Annotated in this window: 12 protein-coding genes; 7 read left to right on the top strand and 5 right to left on the bottom strand. The window is 60.8% G+C overall.

Features of this window, described 5'->3' with window-relative positions:
• Window positions 1-37: 37 nt before the first annotated feature.
• On the top strand, window positions 38-1,960 hold the full coding sequence (locus ACM6HV_RS08515) for an acetyl-CoA hydrolase/transferase C-terminal domain-containing protein (protein ID WP_414903970.1): 1,923 nt from the start codon (window positions 38-40) through the stop codon (window positions 1,958-1,960).
• A gap of 134 nt (window positions 1,961-2,094) precedes the next feature.
• Here the strand turns inward: ACM6HV_RS08515 and ACM6HV_RS08520 are convergent, their stop codons facing one another.
• Both ACM6HV_RS08520 and rep read right to left on the bottom strand, forming a co-directional pair.
• On the bottom strand, window positions 2,095-2,667 hold the full coding sequence (locus ACM6HV_RS08520; protein WP_003229440.1) for a xanthine phosphoribosyltransferase: 573 nt from the start codon (window positions 2,665-2,667) through the stop codon (window positions 2,095-2,097).
• A gap of 57 nt (window positions 2,668-2,724) precedes the next feature.
• Window positions 2,725-4,734, bottom strand: coding sequence for a DNA helicase Rep (rep, locus tag ACM6HV_RS08525; RefSeq protein ID WP_027610430.1), 2,010 nt, complete (start codon window positions 4,732-4,734; stop codon window positions 2,725-2,727).
• A 254-nt stretch (window positions 4,735-4,988) separates the two neighbouring features.
• Here rep and ACM6HV_RS08530 point away from each other — a divergent pair, with 254 nt between their 5' ends.
• Window positions 4,989-6,662: a putative bifunctional diguanylate cyclase/phosphodiesterase gene (locus ACM6HV_RS08530; RefSeq protein WP_198758815.1), complete on the top strand. Its 1,674-nt coding sequence runs from the start codon at window positions 4,989-4,991 to the stop codon at window positions 6,660-6,662.
• Window positions 6,663-6,789: 127 nt separating this feature from the next.
• Here ACM6HV_RS08530 and ACM6HV_RS08535 read toward each other — a convergent pair whose 3' ends face one another.
• On the bottom strand, window positions 6,790-8,184 hold the full coding sequence (locus tag ACM6HV_RS08535) for a NorM family multidrug efflux MATE transporter (RefSeq protein ID WP_414903972.1): 1,395 nt from the start codon (window positions 8,182-8,184) through the stop codon (window positions 6,790-6,792).
• Window positions 8,185-8,343: 159 nt separating this feature from the next.
• Between ACM6HV_RS08535 and ACM6HV_RS08540 the strand changes: the two genes are divergently transcribed.
• The 3 genes from ACM6HV_RS08540 to ACM6HV_RS08550 all read left to right on the top strand — a co-directional run bounded on the left by ACM6HV_RS08540 (window position 8,344) and on the right by ACM6HV_RS08550 (window position 12,865).
• Complete coding sequence (locus tag ACM6HV_RS08540; RefSeq protein WP_041071969.1) at window positions 8,344-9,264, top strand: LysR substrate-binding domain-containing protein; 921 nt, start codon at window positions 8,344-8,346, stop codon at window positions 9,262-9,264.
• A 189-nt stretch (window positions 9,265-9,453) separates the two neighbouring features.
• Window positions 9,454-11,430 carry a methyl-accepting chemotaxis protein gene (locus ACM6HV_RS08545; protein WP_095668026.1) on the top strand — a complete coding sequence of 659 codons (1,977 nt, stop codon included), beginning with the start codon at window positions 9,454-9,456 and terminating at the stop codon, window positions 11,428-11,430.
• A 220-nt stretch (window positions 11,431-11,650) separates the two neighbouring features.
• Complete coding sequence (locus tag ACM6HV_RS08550) at window positions 11,651-12,865, top strand: aldose 1-epimerase family protein (protein WP_414903973.1); 1,215 nt, start codon at window positions 11,651-11,653, stop codon at window positions 12,863-12,865.
• Here the strand turns inward: ACM6HV_RS08550 and ACM6HV_RS08555 are convergent.
• Both ACM6HV_RS08555 and ACM6HV_RS08560 read right to left on the bottom strand, forming a co-directional pair.
• Complete coding sequence (locus tag ACM6HV_RS08555; protein ID WP_414903974.1) at window positions 12,862-14,355, bottom strand: YifB family Mg chelatase-like AAA ATPase; 1,494 nt, start codon at window positions 14,353-14,355, stop codon at window positions 12,862-12,864. The two genes, ACM6HV_RS08550 and ACM6HV_RS08555, sit on opposite strands and share 4 nt — an antisense overlap.
• 783 nt (window positions 14,356-15,138) lie before the next feature.
• Window positions 15,139-15,399 carry an accessory factor UbiK family protein gene (locus tag ACM6HV_RS08560; RefSeq protein ID WP_041071977.1) on the bottom strand — a complete coding sequence of 87 codons (261 nt, stop codon included), beginning with the start codon at window positions 15,397-15,399 and terminating at the stop codon, window positions 15,139-15,141.
• A 413-nt stretch (window positions 15,400-15,812) separates the two neighbouring features.
• On the opposite strand from ACM6HV_RS08560, the gene glnK reads away from it, so the two are divergent.
• Window positions 15,813-16,151 (top strand): P-II family nitrogen regulator, encoded by a 339-nt coding sequence (glnK, locus tag ACM6HV_RS08565; protein ID WP_002555808.1) that lies wholly within the window; start codon window positions 15,813-15,815, stop codon window positions 16,149-16,151.
• Between the two features lie 36 nt (window positions 16,152-16,187).
• A complete protein-coding gene (locus ACM6HV_RS08570; RefSeq protein ID WP_027610437.1) occupies window positions 16,188-17,525 on the top strand; it encodes an ammonium transporter in 1,338 nt (445 codons plus the stop codon).
• Window positions 17,526-17,635 lie beyond the last annotated feature (110 nt).

Genomic DNA, 17,635 nt, shown 5'->3' on the forward strand with positions numbered 1-17,635 from the left:
GTCTACCTCTATTCACGGAACGGGCAGGAGGCTACAGATGGTGCAATTGTGTTCGATCGAACAGGCAGTGGACGAGGTGCTCGCACGCTTGCCTGCGCATATCCACATGGGCATGCCGCTGGGGCTGGGCAAGCCCAATCATTTCGTCAACGCGCTGTACCGGCGCATCAAGGATCTGCCCGAGCGACAACTGACGATGTACACCGCGCTGTGCCTGGGGCGCCCGACGCTGGGTGACGGTCTGCAGAAGCGCTTCATCGAACCCTTCGTCGAGCGTGTATTCGGTGATTACCCCGAATTCGATTTCCTCACCGACCTGCGCCGCGACAGCTTGCCCGCCAACATCCGTATCGAACAGTTCTTCATGCAGCCCGGCAGCCTGCTCAACAGCGCACCGGCCCAGCAGGATTACGTCAGCAGCAACTACAGCCACGCCGCCCGCGACATCAATGCCGCCGGCCTCAATCTGGTGGCCCAGTTACTTGCCAGCAGCAGCGAACATCCCGATCGGTTGAGCCTGAGCTGCAACCCGGACATCACCCTTGACCTGCTGCCGATGATCGCCAAGCGCCGCGATGCCGGGGAGACCATTTTGCTGGTGGGTCAGGTGCACACCGACCTGCCGTACATGCCCGGCGATGCCGAAGTCGATATCGACACCTTCGACCTGCTGATCGACGCAAAGGACAGCAGCACGCTGTTTTCCACGCCGAACATGCCGGTGGGCTTTCAGGATCATTTCATCGGTTTGCACGCCAGCACGCTGGTGCGCGACGGCGGCACCTTGCAGATCGGCATCGGTTCGATGGGCGATGCACTGACCGCCGCTCTGCTGGCGCGGCAGGCGGACAACGCCGGTTACCAAGCCTTGCTCAATGACATCAATCTCAGCCAATGGGCGCAGTTGATCGAACGCGAGGGCGGTACCTCGCCGTTCGCCAAGGGCCTGTATGGCTGCAGTGAGATGTTCGTCAATGGTTTGCTGGTGCTGGCCGATGCCGGGATCATCCGGCGCAAGGTCTACCCCGACGTGCACACTCAGGAACAGGCCAACGCCGGCACCCTCGATGAAGCGGCGCAGACCGATGGCATCTCGGTGCACGGCGGCTTCTTCCTCGGCCCGCGCAGTTTCTACGAGCGCCTGCGCGAGCTGCCGCTGAGCAAGCGCCTCGAATTCAACATGACCCGCATCAGCTACATCAACGAGCTGTACGGGCAGGAAGAGCTCAAGCGCTTGCAGCGTCTCGATGCGCGATTCATCAACACCGTGTTCACTATGACGCTGATGGGCGCGGGTGTGGCCGATCAGTTGGAAGACGGGCGGGTGCTCAGCGGGGTTGGCGGGCAATACAACTTCGTCGCCCAAGGCCACGCGCTGCACGATGCGCGCTCGATTCTGATCCTGCGCAGCTGGCGCGAGTCCGGCGGCGAGGTCAGTTCGAACATTGTCTGGGAGTACGGCCACTGCACGATTCCACGGCACCTGCGTGACATCGTGGTCACCGAGTACGGCATCGCCGACCTGCGCGGCAAGGCCGATGCGGTGGTGATCGAGTCGTTGCTCAACATCAGCGATTCACGCTTCCAGCCGGGGTTGATCGAGCAGGCACAGAAGGTCGGCAAGCTGCCGAAGGACTTCCGCCTCGATCCGCGATTTGCCGACAACACCGCGCAACGCTTGCAGGCCATTGCCGCAAAGCATCCGAACCTGTTTCCGGAGTATCCGCTGGGTTGTGATTTCACCGCGATCGAGCGCGATCTGCTGCGAGCGCTGAACTGGCTGAAGAGCAAGTTCAAGCTGAGCGAGATACTGGAATTGGGCAAGGCTGCGCTGGATGCGCCGGAGGCTTCGACGTTCCCCGAACACCTTGAACGTATGCAACTGACCAACCCGGAAGGCCTGAAGGAAGACCTGTTCCAGCGCCTGCTGCTCACCGGCCTGAAGGCTACCGCGCAGTAACCGCCCACCGAAAAACCCACTGTGGGAGCGAGCCTGCTCGCGAAAGCGGTGTATCAGACAACCAGGATGTCGACTGACACGGAGCATTCGCGAGCAGGCTCGCTCCCACAAAGATATTGCGGTGCGGTGTGGCTTTATTCGATGAAGGTCACGACGCCATCCTTCAGCGACTTCACGCGAGCCAGCGATTCAACGCGATAGCCCTGCGAGTCCAGCTCGGCACGCCCACCCTGGAATGACTTCTCGATCACGATGCCCAGACCGGCCACCGTGGCGCCAGCCTGTTTGATGATCGAAATCAGCGCCTGCGAAGCCTTACCGTTGGCCAGGAAGTCGTCGATGATCAGCACGCGGTCGCTGCTGGTCAGGTGACGCGGCGAGATGGCCACGGTGCTTTCAGTCTTCTTGGTGAACGAGTAAACGGTCGCCGACAGCAGGTTTTCGGTCAGGGTCAGGGACTGTTGCTTGCGGGCGAAGATCACCGGCACGCCGAGGTTCAGACCGGTCATGATCGCCGGGGCAATGCCCGAGGCTTCGATGGTGACGATCTTGGTGATGCCCGAATCCTTGAACAGCGTGGCGAATTCGTCGCCGATCAGCTTCATCAGGGCCGGGTCGATCTGGTGGTTCAGGAAGGCGTCGACCTTCAGGACCTGGTCGGAAAGCACGATGCCTTGTTCGCGGATTTTCTGGTGCAATGCTTCCATGAAGCTGTCCTCATTTGGCGCTTTGTGCGCCGAAGGTCTAGTAAAAAGTGGTCAATTCTAGCGCTTTAACATCGCGCGTATATCAGCCAGTGCGCTGTTGCCCCGCACGGCTTTGACTTCGGTCGGTGTGTCGTCGTTGCCTTCCCACGCCAGGTCGTCCGGCGGCAGCTCATCGAGGAAGCGGCTTGGCGCGCAGTCGATGATCTCGCCGTACTGTTTGCGTTTGGCAGCGAAGGTGAAGGCCAGGGTCTGACGCGCGCGGGTGATGCCCACGTAGGCCAGGCGGCGCTCCTCTTCGATGGTGTCGGCTTCGATGCTGGAGCGGTGCGGGAGGATTTCCTCTTCCATGCCCATGATGAACACGTAAGGGAATTCCAGGCCCTTGGACGCATGCAGGGTCATCATCTGCACGCCTTCGGCGCCGTCCTCTTCTTCCTGCTGACGTTCGAGCATGTCGCGCAGGACCAGTTTGCCGATGGCGTCTTCGACGGTCATCTCGCCGTCTTCGTCTTTTTCCAGGGTGTTCTTCAAGGCCTCGATCAGGAACCAGACGTTGCTCATCCGGTAGTCCGCAGCCTTATCGCTGGAGCTGTTGGTGCGCAGCCAGTTCTCGTAGTCGATGTCCATGACCATGCTGCGCAGGGCCGAGATCGGGTCTTCGCCGGCGCACTGTTCACGGACCTTGTCCATGAAGCGCTTGAAGCGCGACAGGCGATCGGTGAAGCGGCTGTCCAGATGCTCGCCCAGACCGATTTCGTCGGTGGCGGCGTACATCGAGATCTTGCGTTCGGTGGCGTAGTTGCCGAGTTTTTCCAGGGTCGTGGAGCCGATTTCCCGGCGCGGCACGTTGATCACCCGCAGGAAGGCGTTGTCGTCATCCGGGTTCACGATCAGGCGGAAGTAGGCCATCAGGTCCTTCACTTCCTGACGCCCGAAGAAACTGTTGCCGCCGCTCAGGCGATACGGCACCTGGTGGTGCTGCAACTTCAGCTCGATCAGCTTGGCCTGGTAGTTGCCGCGATAGAGAATCGCGAAATCGCTGTACGGGCGGTCGGTGCGCAAGTGCAGGCTGAGGATTTCCATGGCCACGCGCTCGGCTTCGGCGTCCTCGTTGCGACAGCGGATCACGCGGATCTCGTCGCCGTGGCCCATCTCACTCCACAGTTGCTTTTCGAATTCGTGCGGGTTGTTCGAAATCAGCACGTTGGCGCAGCGCAGGATGCGGCTGGTGGAGCGGTAGTTCTGCTCCAGCATCACCACTTTCAGCGACGGATAGTCGTCCTTGAGCAGCATCAGGTTTTCCGGCCGCGCGCCGCGCCAGGCGTAGATCGACTGGTCGTCGTCGCCCACCACGGTGAACTGGTTGCGCTTGCCGATCAGCATCTTCACCAGCAGGTACTGGCTGGCGTTGGTGTCCTGGTACTCGTCGACCAGCAGGTAGCGCACCTTGTTCTGCCACTTTTCGAGAATGTCGGCGTGCTCTTCGAAGAGCTTTACCGGCAGCAGGATCAAGTCATCGAAGTCCACCGCGTTGAACGCTTTGAGTGTGCGCTGGTAGTGGGTGTAAACGATGGCAGCGGTCTGTTCCTTGGGATTGCGCGCGTTTTCCAGCGCCTGGGCCGGCAGGATCAGGTCGTTTTTCCAGGCGCCGATCATGTTCTTGATCTCGTCGACGCCGTCGTCGCCTGCGTATTCCTTCTGCATGATGTCGGTCATCAGGGCTTTGACGTCGGTCTCGTCGAAGATCGAGAAACCGGGTTTGTAGCCCAGCCGCGCATGCTCTTTGCGGATGATGTTCAGGCCCAGGTTGTGGAAGGTGCAGACCGTCAGGCCGCGACCTTCACCAGCGCGCAGCAGGGTGCCAACCCGCTCCTTCATTTCGCGCGCAGCCTTGTTGGTAAAGGTCATGGCGACGATGTACTGGGCGCGGATGCCGCAGTTCTGGATCAGGTGCGCGATCTTGCGCGTGATCACGCTGGTCTTGCCGGAGCCAGCGCCGGCGAGCACCAATAGAGGGCCGCCGACGTAGTTCACGGCTTCTTGCTGCCGGGGATTGAGTCGGGACATACGAAAATTCGGGAGTCGTTGACGAAATGGGCCGGCATTTTAACAGGCTCAGCGATTTGTGCTGCTCTCTCCGACTTGTGACGCACCACGCGATTCAAATTTGCCGGTTTTGTTACTTTCGCGGAGGATACACGGTGATTTTGCGGCTAATGTTCTCATTCGTGACACAAAATAACGTTCTGATAATCGTTGTCATTGAACATCGCAACGGCATAATGCCCCGCCCACATCATTGCAGAGTCTAGGGAGCTAGCTTGTCTACGCCTGTCGAACCCTTGCGTTTGCTGCTACTGGCCGAAGAGCCAGCGTGGACAGCGTTATTGCGCGAGTGTCTGGCTCCGATGGGGAGCGCGGCGGTGCTGATCAGCGCGCCGAGCTGGGAGTCGGTCAGCAGTCTGTTCGAAGACAATCGCCATGCGGTGTTGTTGACCGTTCCCGCGTTGCAGCCGGCCCCGGGCCGTTGCAGCCTGCCGACGGTGTTGCTGCTGGAGCACGAACCCGCCACCGCGCCGGTGGGTGTCAGTGACTGGCTGGTGTTCGACGCGCTTGACGCCGGCATGCTGCGCCGTTGTTTGCGCCATGTGCGTGAGCGCGGCGTGCTGGAAAACACCCTGCAACGCCTCGCCGAACAGGATCCGCTGACCGGCATCGCCAACCGCCAGGGTTTCCAGACCCTGCTCGCGGCGCGCCTGGCGGAAAACGACGGTCGCGGTCTGGCCCTGGGGCATCTGGATCTCGACAACTTCCGTCACGCCAACGACGCCCTCGGCCATCAGGCCGGCGACCGGCTGATCCTGCAGGTCGTTGCGCGGCTGAAAAGTCAGCTCGAGGCCGGGGATCAACTGGCGCGGCTGGGCAGCGACGAGTTTGCCTTGCTGATCGACACCCGCCGCGCGCCGCAACGCGCCGAGTGGATGGCCGAACGCATCACCGAAGCCTTGTCCGAGCCGTATTGGGTCGATGGCGAAAGCCTGTTGATCGGCTCCAGCCTCGGCATCGCCCATGCCCGCGCACAGGGTGGTGCCGACCCGCTGATGTGGCACGCGCACATCGCCATGCAGCAGGCCAAGAGCACCCAGGGTTGCACCTTCCATATCTTCAACGAACGCATCAACCGCAACGCGCGGAGCATGGCCGACCTCGAAAGCGAACTGCGCCGGGCCTTGCGTCGTGATGAGCTGGAGTTGCACTACCAGCCACGCCTGAATCTGGCGGACGGGCAAATCGTCGGCCTTGAAGCGCTGGTGCGCTGGCGTCATGGCGAGCGTGGTCTGCTGCCGCCGAGCGAATTCGTGCCGCTCGCTGAACAAAGCGGTTTGATCGTGCCGCTGGGTTACTGGGTGATTTCCCGCGCCCTGCGTGACATGCAGGCGCTGCGCGAGCGCGGGCTGCCGGCGCTGCACATGGCAATCAACCTGTCGTTCCGCCAGTTTCAGGACAGTCAGTTGCTGCCGACGCTCAGTCGGCTGATTGCCGAGCGTGGGGTCGAGGCGCAGTGGCTGGAATTCGAACTCACCGAAACCGCGGTGATGCGCCGCAGCGATCTGGTCAAACAGACCATGGACGCCCTCGGCCGCCTCGGTGTGCGTTTCTCGCTGGATGACTTCGGCACCGGGTTCTCGTCGTTCGTGCACCTCAACAGCCTGCCGATCACCTTGCTGAAGATCGACAAGAGCTTCGTCGGCGGCATGGAACAGCGCGAAGAGAACCGCAAACTGGTGCACGCGATGATCAACCTCGCGCACAACCTGCATCTGGAAGTGGTGGCCGAAGGGGTGGAGACGCCTGAGCAATTGGAGTTGTTGCGCGGATTTGGCTGCGATCAGGTGCAGGGTTACCTGATCAGCCGGCCATTGCCGTTGGCGGAGTTGGTTGAGTACCTGACGTTTGGCTCAAGCCAGCAGCCAGCGCTCGAAATCGTCAGTTGAGCGCAATTTCCGGGTTAGGCGTAAACCCCTGTGGGAGCGAGCCTGCTCGCGAAAGCGGTGTGTCAGGCAAAGATAATTCGACTGACCGATCGCATTCGCGAGCAGGCTCGCTCCCACAAGGTGAAACTCACTCAGGTTGAGGGATGTTGAAGCCCCGAGATTGCGGCTCCCGCTGAATCATCCGCTTCATCTTCCATTCAAACGCCAGCGTCAGGCTCACCGCCGCACACGCCAGACCCAGCGCCAGACCCCACCAGACGCCCGTTGGCCCCCAATGCAGGTGGAACGCCATCCACCACGCCGCTGGCGCGCCGATCAGCCAATAGCAACCGAGGCCGACCAGAAACGTGGTTTTTGCGTCCTTGAGTCCACGGATACAGCCCATGGCAATCGTCTGCGTACCGTCAAACAGTTCAAACCATGCCGCCACCGCCAGCAGGCTCACCGCCAGGCGAATGACTTCGGCAAACGCCGGGTCGTTATGATCGAGGAACAATCCGACCAATTGATTCGGCAACAGCCAGAACACCATGGCGAAACCCAGCATTACCACTGCACCGAAGACGATCCCGACCCGGCCGGACAGGCGTGCATCGCTCAGTTGCCCGGCGCCGTAGTGCTGGCCGACGCGCATGGTGATCGCGTAGGACATCCCCGCCGGCACCATGAACGCTACCGAAACGATCTGCAGGGCAATCTGGTGTGCGCCCAGTTGCGTGCTGCCCATGGTACCCATGCACAGCGCGGCGAAGGCGAACAAACCGACCTCCACGGCATAGGTGCCGCCAATCGGCAGGCCGAGTCGCCACAGTTCTTTCAGATACTGACGATTTGGCCGCGACAGGCCGGCGCGCAACGGGTAAGCGTCGTAGGCCGGGTGCCGGCGGATGTGCCAGGCCAGCGCGAGCGCCATGCAGTTGGCAACGATTGCCGTGACCAGGCCGATGCCGGTCAGCCCCAGTTTCGGCAGGCCGAACATCCCGGTAATCAATGCGTAATTGAGCAGGAAGTTGGCCACGGTGCCGCCGAGGCTGATGACCATCACCGGCGTCGCCCGCCCAATCGCACTGGTAAAGCCGCGCAGGGCCATGAAGCTCAGATAGCCGGGCAGGGCAAAGGGCAGAGCGATCAAAAATTGTCCAGCGGCGTTGACGTTGGTTTCGGTCTGGCCGAACAGCAGCAACACCGGTTTCAGATTCCACAACAGCAACCCGGCGCCGAGCGCCATCAGCCACGCCAGCCACAGCCCGGCCTGAGTCAGGCGGGCCGCGCCGATGATGTCGCCGGCGCCCTGACGGATCGCCACCAGGGTGCCGACCGCCGCGATCACGCCGATGCAGAAAATCGACACGAACGAATAACTTGCCGCGCCCAGTCCGCCACCGGCCAGCGCCTCGGGACTCAGACGCGCCATCATCAGCGTGTCGGTCAGCACCATCAGCATGTGCGCCAACTGTGAAGCAATCAACGGCCCCGCCAGCCGCAGGATGGCCCAGAGTTCGGTACGCACAGGATGCTGCATGGTCATCACCACCCATCAATCAAAGGGAACAAGAGACCGTCGATTCTCGGCGCTTGGCAGGGTTTGCACAAAAGGATAAAAAGGATGGGTGGCATGATTAAAACTCATCATGAGTAAACCTCGCCGGGGTGGCCGGATGCCGCCAAAGGAGCTTTGTGTATGTCCCGTCGTCTTCCACCCTTGTATGCCCTGCGCGCATTCGAAGCGGCGGCGCGGCACAGCTCGTTCACCCGGGCGGCCGAGGAGTTGTCGATCACCCAGAGTGCCGTCAGCCGGCACATCAAGACGCTGGAAGAGCATTTCGCCTGCAAGCTGTTTCACCGCAGCGGACGCAACCTGCAACTGACGGAATCGGCGCGGATGTTGTTGCCCGGCATTCGCGAGGGCTTTGCAGCCCTTGAACGCGCCTGCAACACCTTGCGCGCCGAGGACGACATCCTGCGCATGAAAGCGCCATCGACCCTGACCATGCGCTGGCTGCTGGCGCGACTCAGTCGTTTCCGCCATCTGCAACCGGGTAACGAAGTGCAACTGACCAGTGCCTGGATGGACGTGGACTCGGTGGATTTCAACAATGAGCCATTCGATTGCGCGGTACTGCTCAGTGACGGGCACTTCCCGCCGGACTGGGAGGCCAGCCTGCTGTTTCCCGAAGAACTGATCCCGGTCGGCGCGCCGAACCTGCTGAACGATCAACCCTGGGACGTGGCGCGGCTGGCCTCCACCGAGTTGCTGCACCCGACCCCGGATCGGCGTGACTGGCGCAGTTGGCTGGAGCACATGGGGCTGTCCGATCAGGTCTCGCTCAAGGGCGGGCAGGTGTTCGATACCCTCGAACTGGGCATGATCGCTGCCGCCCGAGGCTATGGAGTGTCGATGGGGGATCTGCTGATGGTCGCCGAAGATGTGGCGCAGGGCCGCTTGAGCCTGCCGTGGCCGACTGCCGTCGCCAGTGGCCTGAATTACTACCTGGTGTGGCCGAAAACCCGTCCGGGAGGTGAACGTTTGCGCCGCCTCAGTGATTTTCTGCAAGGCGAAGTGCGCGCCATGTCGCTGCCGCAGGTCAAGCGCTTGAGCTGAAACGTTAGAGCCGCCACAATGCCGGCCTTGCGCCATAACCCCGCTATTTACTCAAGTATTCGGTTTAACCGCCGAAAATGAGCATGTGGGACCGTCGTGCCGGTCTCCACGATTCCACCCCCATTATTAGAATTTTCCGAGCAGGTGCTGCGATCAAGGAGGATCCGGTGGCTCGGCCAGGAGCTGTTCATGTCTCAACCTCGCGCTCGGATCGCTTCGCAGCTGGGCCTCGCGCTCGCTGTGATACTGGCGATCGTCATCAGCGGCAGTACGGTATTCGCCCTGCGTTCGCTGGATTCCGCCAATCTCGCCACCCGTGAAGAACACCTCGCCAGTGAGGCGCGGCTGCTGGCTGACCAGTTGAGCACCTTCCACGGCACGCTGCGCGAGAGCACCCAGCGCCTGAGCGGGTTGTTCGAGAAGCGCTTCAGCGCGGGCCTGAGCATTCACCCGGATGAACCGGTGAACGTCGCCGGCACCCAGACCCCGGGCCTGCACCTGGGCAGTGAAGTGCTGAACAACAACTTCAAGGAAGTCGACGAGTTCAAGCAGATGACCGCTGGTGTCGCCACGCTGTTCGTGCGCAGCGGCGAAGATTTCGTGCGCGTCAGCACCTCGCTGACCAAACAGGACGGCACGCGCGCCATTGGCACCTTGCTCGATCATGCGCACCCCGCCTATGCCAGGTTGATGGCGGGGCAGGGCTACGTCGGCCGTGCTTTGTTGTTCGATCGCTCCTACATGACCCAATACACCCCGGTGCGCGACAGCAGCGGCAAGGTGATTGCGGTGTTGTTCGTTGGTTTTGACTACACCGATGCGCAGAACGCCCAGTTTGCCAATCTCAAGCGTTTCCGCATCGGCCAGACCGGTTCGTTGGCGCTGCTGGATGAGCAGAATAAATGGCTGGTGGCGCCGGCCGGCGTGCAAGCGCTGGATCAGGCCGTTCCGGTGATCAAGGGGCTGGCGGCGAAACCGGGCAAGGGTGAGTTCTGGAGCGACACCTCTGAAGACTTTTACAGCATTGCTGTTCCGTTCGAGGGCGGGCCGTGGTCGGTGGTGGCGAGCATGCCGAAAACCGAGATCCGCGCGGTGACTTGGAGCGTCGGTACGCAACTGGCTATCGGCAGTCTGCTGGCGATGTTGTTGGCGGTCGGTTCGGTGGTCTGGCTGCTGCGCAGCAAGCTGGCGCCATTGAGCGATCTGGTACGTCAGGCCGAAGCCTTGGGCGCCGGTGATTTGAGCGTGCGCCTGAACGTGTCGAGCAATGACGAGATCGGCCAGCTGTCCCGCGCGTTCAACCAGATGAGCCAGGCGCTGTCGACCATGGTCGAGCACATCCGCCGCGCCTCGCAAGAGGTCAACAGCCGCGCCCAGGCGCTGTCCGGTTTGTCCGGCGGTGCGTACGAAGGCATGGAACAGCAGTCCGGCGAAATCACCAGCATGGCCGGCGCGGTGGAAGAGTTCAGCGCGACCTCGCTGAACATTGCCGACAACATGGGCGCGACTCAGCGTCTGGCGCAGGAAAATGCCCAGCAAACGCAGATCGGTCGCAGCTCGATGGAAGAAGCTTCGTCCTCGCTGGAGCAAATCGCTGGCGCGCTGAACACCACGGCGTCCGTGATCAACACGCTGGGTCAGCGCTCTCAGGAAATTGGCGGCATCGTCAGTGTGATCACTTCGATTGCCGAACAGACCAACCTGCTGGCGCTCAACGCGGCGATTGAAGCGGCGCGGGCCGGTGAACAGGGCCGTGGTTTTGCTGTGGTGGCCGATGAAGTGCGTAACCTGGCGTCGCGCACCCGTCAGGCGACCGATGAAATTTCCGGGATGATCCACAGCATCCAGCAGGAAACCGGCAACGCCATCAGCACCATGGAGCAGGGCAATGTGCTGATGCAGGAAGGCCTGTCGCGCAACGCCAATGTGGCTTCGGCGCTGGCGCGGATCGATGAACAGAGCCGTTCGGCAGGGCAGCAGTTTGCGGCGATTACCACGGCGACGCAGGAGCAGAGCAGCACGGCGACGTTGCTCAGCAGCAATCTGCAGAGTATTGCGCTGGCCAACAGCGAGCAGCGTGAAGTGGTTTCCAACCTCGCGGTCACCGCCAAAGAGCTTGAAAAGCTGGCGGCGGATCTGCGTTCCGAGGTTGATCGCTTCCGTTGATACAGCCTTGATATAGCTTTCGCGAGCAGGCTCGCTCCCACCGTTTCCGGGGTCGCTCATAAATCGTTTGAGCACCCGAATACTCTGTGGGAGCGAGCCTGCTCGCGAATGCAACGTCGCCGATCCATGGCAAATCAATCTATATGTCTCTCATCTTTTCTTGCTGAAACGTTTCCGCAGCGCTATAAAAAATGGCACAACTCCAATAAAGGCTGCTGCCATGACCCCGCTCAAATTCGCCGTTGCCCTCGGCGCACTCTCTGCTGCTTCCCACGCCATGGCTTGGGATTACGTACTCCTCGATACCAACAAGCCCGCGCAAAACTGGACGATCACCAGTGAGCAGCTCGGTGTGAAAACCGGCAAACCTTTCTCCATAAGCCAGCGCACCCTGCACGGTGGGCGACAGGAAGGTGTCAGCATCGTCGATATCGATAACGGCACGATGAAACTCTCGGTGGTGCCATCCCGTGGCATGAATGTCCTGCAGGCGTCTGTCGGCAACGTGCGTATGGGTTGGGATTCGCCGGTCAAGGAAGTGGTCAACCCGGCCTTCATCGAACTCAATGGGCGCGGTGGTCTGGGCTGGCTGGAAGGCTTCAATGAACTGGTGACCCGCTGCGGTTACGAATGGGTTGGCCATCCCGGCATGGACAATGGCGAGTTGCTGACCCTGCACGGCCGCGCTGCCAATATCCCGGCCAGCAGCGTCACGCTGCACATCGATGAAAAACCACCCTATGCCATCAGCTTGCGCGGCGAACTCAAAGAGCAGGCGTTCAAGAAAGTCGACTTTTCGGTGATGACGGAGCTTGTCACTGAGCCCGGCAGCACCCGTTTTGCCCTTAACGATACGCTGACCAACAACGGCGATTATCCAAAGGAATACCAGGCGCTGTACCACAGTAACTTCAGCACGCCGTTCCTCGAGCAGGGCGCGCGGTTCGCGGCACCGGTGAAACAGGTCTCGCCCTTCAACGACAAGGCCAAAGCCGAGTTGGCCGACTGGCAGACCTATCGCGGGCCGACCAAGGACTATGACGAAACCGTCTACAACGTCATACCCTACGCCGACGCCAAAGGCGAAACCTTGACCGTGCTGCATGACAAGGCTGGCAGCCTCGGTGTCTCCGTCGGCTTCAATACCCGGCAGCTGCCGGTATTTTCTCTGTGGAAAAACACCGACACCCAAGGGCAGGGCTATGTCACGGGCCTTGAACCGGGCACCAGTTTTTCCTACAACCGCCGCTATCAGCGTCCGCTGAACCTGGTACCGACCATTGCGCCAAAGGCCAGCCAACAGTTTCAGATCAGCTACAGCCTGCTGGCAGACAAAAGCGCTGTGGATAACGCATTGAAGCGCGTGACCGAGATTCAGGCCGGGCGCGAAACCGAAGTACGGCAGGCGCCGCTGGTGGATTTGACCGAGCATTAAGGCGTTGCCGGGCGGTATTGCAGCGCCTCGGCCAAGTGCTCACGCTTGATCGCATCCACTTGCTCAAGGTCCGCCAGTGTGCGCGCAACCTTGAGCAAGCGATGTGCCGAACGCAGCGAGAGTGTCAGCCGTTCACAGGCTGACTCGAGCCATTTCTCATCGGCTGTGGATAACTGGCAGTGCCGCTTGAGCGCCGGTAGATCAAGAAAGGCGTTGGCACAACGCTGGCGCTTTTGCTGGCGTTCTCGTGCCTCGGCCACCACGGCTGCCGCACTGGCACTGTCCTCGCCCGGTTTGACCAATGGATTCAACGCCGTTGCCTCCCGCGCCACCGTCAGGTGCAGATCGATCCGATCCAGCAACGGCCCCGAGAGCTTGTTACGGTAGCGCTGCACCATGTCTGGTGTGCACGAACACTTGCCGCTCGGCTCGCCCAGATATCCACAGGGGCAGGGGTTCATCGCTGCTACCAGCTGGAAACGCGCGGGGAATCGCACGCGATCCTTGGCTCTGGCGATCACGATATATCCGGATTCCAGAGGTTCGCGCAGTACCTCCAATACCTTGCGATCAAATTCCGGAAGCTCGTCGAGAAACAGCACGCCGTGGTGGGCGAGGGTGATTTCGCCGGGTTGTGGTTTCGAGCTGCCACCGACCAGCGCCGGCCCCGATGCAGAATGGTGCGGTTGACGGAATGGACGCTGCGGCCAATGAGTCAGCGGCACACCGCTGGCGACCGATTGAATCGCCGCCACTTCCAGCGCTTCGGATTCGGACAGGGGCGGCAGCAGGCCTGGCAGGCGACTCGCCAACAACGTTTTGCCAGTGCCCGGCGGCCCGCTGAGCAGCAGGTTGTGCGCGCCTGCCGCCGCAATCAGCAGCGCCCGTTTGGCGGCCATCTGTCCTTGCACTTCGTTGAGGTCGGGATAAGGTTTCGCCGCGTGGATCAGCCCGTCCGAGACATATGGCTCGACCGGCGTATGCCCGTTGAAATGCGCCACGGCTTCCAGCAGATGATCCACCGCAAACACTTTCAAGCCCGAAGCCAGACAGGCCTCCTCGGCATTCGCCCGCGGCACCACCAAGGCCCGCCCGGCCTTGCGCGCCGCCAGCGCCGCTGGCAACACCCCGCGCACCGGCCGCACCGCGCCGGACAGCGCCAGTTCACCAAGGCATTCCACCTCATCCAGCGTGAGACACGGCACCTGCACACTTGCCGACAGAATCCCCAAGGCAATCGCCAGATCAAACCGCCCGCCGTCCTTGGGCAAATCCGCCGGCGCCAGATTCAGGGTGATCCGCCGCGCCGGAAACTGCAGCCCGGAATTGATGATCGCGCTGCGCACCCGATCCTTGCTCTCCTTCACCGCCGCCTCGGGCAGGCCGACCATGGTCAGCGACGGCAGGCCGTTGGCCAGATGAACTTCGACGGTAACGGCAGGTGCATCCACGCCTATCTGGGCGCGACTGTGGACGATGGACAGGGACATGGTCGTTCCTTGAGCTGAATCGGGGGCCGCTTCCTGCGGGTTTTTGAAGGGTAGTCGGGGAAAGGGGAGCTGGCGGGCGCGAACTTTCACTGGATGTTGCGGGAGGAGGTCAACCAATTTCGAGGCGAAAAAAAACCGCCTTGAGTAGACGGTTTTCAGTTTGCAGGCTTCGGTGAGGCCAAGGCCTGCGTATCCTTTGCGGACACACTCGTGTATGTGCAGGTTATGCACGTTTTCACGTTGACGCAAGCACCGACATCATTTGTCCAAAGTCAATTTCGCCTTGAAATGATTGACTCATTAAGGTGTGAAACATTGCTTAATCACTTGATACAACTTGTTTAAGTCCCCTTCGAACTACCGGCATAACATCCCCGGCGACGATGCCCACTCCTCGAGTTTTCGTGAAGTGTGGCCGGGAGCTAAAGATTTCATGTTCCTCGACACGGTATGAGACCCGTGCCGGTGCTGTTTTTGGGGAACCCACACCCGGCCGCCTTGGCGGACACACTCGTGTGTAGTCCCGAAGATGTTCGTACGCCGGAAAGTGCATCCTAGGTTTGGCCCCACGCAAGGAGGGCCAAAGTATGTCTAAGTTTCTTAAACATATGTGGCGCCTCGTCAGAATCGCGTTATGGGCTTTTCGCCTGTACGAGTTTCTGCGAGACCGTTGGAATAATTCGTTGTAGAGGATTGATCTGACGGAAACCGCTCCTGCCTCGGCGGGGGCGGTTTAATGTCTACTCGCAAACTTGAAGGCGTCTCGGCCCAGGGGCTGCAGTCTTACTCGGCCGGCGGCGTCAGCCTGGCTTCCAGTTCTGCGACTTTGGCTTCAAGGCTTTCAAGGCGGGCGCGGGTACGCGCCAGAACGACCATCTGACTGTCAAACTCTTCCCGGCTCACCAGATCCAGTTTGCTGAACGCACTTTGCAACAGCATCTTGAATTGGCTTTCGATTTCGGCTTTCGGCAGCGGGGTGTCGCCGCTGAACAGGCGGGAGGCAGTGCCGCTCAGGGCGTCGAGGAAGTCTTTGGGCGCGAGCATGGAATGTGTCCTGTAAACAGTGGCGCGCAGTGTATCACGCAGTGTCTATAGTCATTGACGCAGGCACGGATGCACGCTTTTCGCGCAAGCGGACGGACGGCAGCGCACCGTTGTTGTGCGTAACCGTCGGGCGTTTTTCGTGCAAACGCCTGTGGCAGCGGCCAAGGGACTGAAATCAGAGGAATTTGGCGAGATGGCAAGCTTTCTGCTTAGTCGGTAGTGACCCATGCACTGATGCAGTCGCTGTGACGAATGCAGTGCGGCAGGCGGAGCGGGGAGTTTCGCCGGCAGCGGTTAGCTGGCGTCAGTCGGGCAGGCAAGGCCGACGATGCGTTACAAAGCCAGGCACTGCGCTTAGACTTGAGTCGGGTTTGTTTTCCTGGGGCAAGTCCACCAATTCGGGAGAGAGTTTCATGAAGCTAGTCACTGCCATCATCAAGCCGTTCAAGTTGGACGACGTGCGCGAGTCGCTGTCCGAAATCGGCGTGCAGGGCATTACCGTTACTGAAGTCAAAGGCTTCGGCCGGCAGAAGGGTCACACCGAGCTGTATCGCGGCGCGGAATATGTGGTCGATTTTCTGCCCAAGGTGAAAATCGACGTGGCCATCGACGACAAGGATCTGGATCGGGTTATCGAGGCGATAACCAAAGCGGCCAACACCGGCAAGATCGGTGACGGCAAGATCTTCGTGGTCAATCTGGAACAGGCGATCCGCATCCGTACCGGCGAAACCGATACCGACGCGATTTAAGCCGCCACAAACCCCAACGCCCCAGGAGAAAACAATATGACTCTGCGTAAATTCGCAGGGCTAGGAGCCCTGTTGTCCATCGTAATGCCCGGCCTTGCAATGGCGGCAGACGAAGTGGCGGCCCCGGTCCTCAATTCCGGCGACACCGCCTGGATGCTCACCTCGACAGCCCTCGTGCTGTTCATGACCATCCCGGGCCTGGCGCTGTTTTACGGCGGCATGGTTCGCTCGAAAAACATTCTTTCGGTGATGATGCAGTGCTTCGCCATTACCGGTCTGATCAGCATCCTGTGGGTCATTTATGGCTACAGCATTGCGTTCGACACCACCGGCATGGAGCAGGGCGTCGTCAACTTCAACTCGTTCTTCGGCGGCATGGGCAAGGCGTTCCTCGCCGGTGTCACGCCTTCGAGCCTGACCGGCCCTGCGGCGCTGTTCCCCGAGGCGGTGTTCATCACCTTCCAGATGACCTTCGCGATCATCACCCCGGCGCTGATTGTCGGTGCGTTCGCCGAGCGGATGAAATTCTCCGCGATGCTGATTTTCATGGGCATCTGGTTCACCCTCGTCTATGCACCGATCGCGCACATGGTCTGGTCCGGTAACGGCGGCCTGATGTGGGACTGGGGCGTACTCGACTTCGCGGGCGGCACCGTGGTGCACATCAACGCCGGTGTGGCCGGTCTGATTGCCTGCCTGGTATTGGGCAAGCGCAAAGGTTTCCCGACCACCCCGATGGCACCGCACAACCTCGGTTACACCCTGATGGGTGCAGCGATGTTGTGGGTTGGCTGGTTCGGCTTCAACGCCGGTTCCGCTGCGGCGGCCAATGGCACTGCCGGTATGGCGATGCTGGTCACTCAGATTGCTACCGCTGCGGCTGCACTGGGCTGGATGTTTGCCGAGTGGATCACCCACGGCAAGCCAAGTGCACTGGGCATCGCCTCGGGTGTGGTTGCCGGTCTGGTTGCAATCACTCCGGCGGCTGGCACCGTGGGCCCGATGGGCGCACTGGTGATCGGTCTGGCGGCGGGTGTGGTGTGCTTCTTCTGCGCCACCACCCTGAAACGCAAGCTTGGTTATGACGACTCCCTGGACGCATTCGGCGTGCACGGTATCGGCGGTATCCTCGGTGCGATCCTGACCGGTGTATTCGCTGCACCGTCGCTGGGCGGCTTCGGCACCGTGACCGACATCGCGGCGCAAGTGTGGATTCAGTGCAAAGGCGTCGGCTTCACAGTGATCTACACCGCGATTGTCACCTTCATCATCCTCAAGGTGCTGGACGCCGTGATGGGTCTGCGGGTGACCGAGGAAGAAGAATCGGTTGGCCTGGACCTGGCACAACACAACGAACGCGGCTACAACCTGTAAGTACGCGCATCGAAAAAACTTGCCCGGCTTGCCGGGCATTTTTTTGTCCGGGATTTGTCATTGAGAGAGCAGCTGAAAGGATTTTTCGTACGGCTTTCGTCGTGTTTACG

The sequence above is a fragment of the Pseudomonas sp. IT-P260 genome, from assembly GCF_949768395.1.
GTDB classification, from domain to species: domain Bacteria; phylum Pseudomonadota; class Gammaproteobacteria; order Pseudomonadales; family Pseudomonadaceae; genus Aquipseudomonas; species Aquipseudomonas parakoreensis.

Coding starts and splice junctions, on each gene's coding strand:
- ACM6HV_RS08515 (WP_414903970.1), top strand. CDS start 38: ATGGTGCAATTGTGTTCGATCGAACAGGCAGTGGACGAGGTGCTCGCA.
- ACM6HV_RS08520 (WP_003229440.1), bottom strand. CDS start 2,667: ATGGAAGCATTGCACCAGAAAATCCGCGAACAAGGCATCGTGCTTTCC.
- rep (WP_027610430.1), bottom strand. CDS start 4,734: ATGTCCCGACTCAATCCCCGGCAGCAAGAAGCCGTGAACTACGTCGGC.
- ACM6HV_RS08535 (WP_414903972.1), bottom strand. CDS start 8,184: ATGCAGCATCCTGTGCGTACCGAACTCTGGGCCATCCTGCGGCTGGCG.
- ACM6HV_RS08540 (WP_041071969.1), top strand. CDS start 8,344: ATGTCCCGTCGTCTTCCACCCTTGTATGCCCTGCGCGCATTCGAAGCG.
- ACM6HV_RS08545 (WP_095668026.1), top strand. CDS start 9,454: ATGTCTCAACCTCGCGCTCGGATCGCTTCGCAGCTGGGCCTCGCGCTC.
- ACM6HV_RS08550 (WP_414903973.1), top strand. CDS start 11,651: ATGACCCCGCTCAAATTCGCCGTTGCCCTCGGCGCACTCTCTGCTGCT.
- ACM6HV_RS08555 (WP_414903974.1), bottom strand. CDS start 14,355: ATGTCCCTGTCCATCGTCCACAGTCGCGCCCAGATAGGCGTGGATGCA.
- ACM6HV_RS08560 (WP_041071977.1), bottom strand. CDS start 15,399: ATGCTCGCGCCCAAAGACTTCCTCGACGCCCTGAGCGGCACTGCCTCC.
- glnK (WP_002555808.1), top strand. CDS start 15,813: ATGAAGCTAGTCACTGCCATCATCAAGCCGTTCAAGTTGGACGACGTG.
- ACM6HV_RS08570 (WP_027610437.1), top strand. CDS start 16,188: ATGACTCTGCGTAAATTCGCAGGGCTAGGAGCCCTGTTGTCCATCGTA.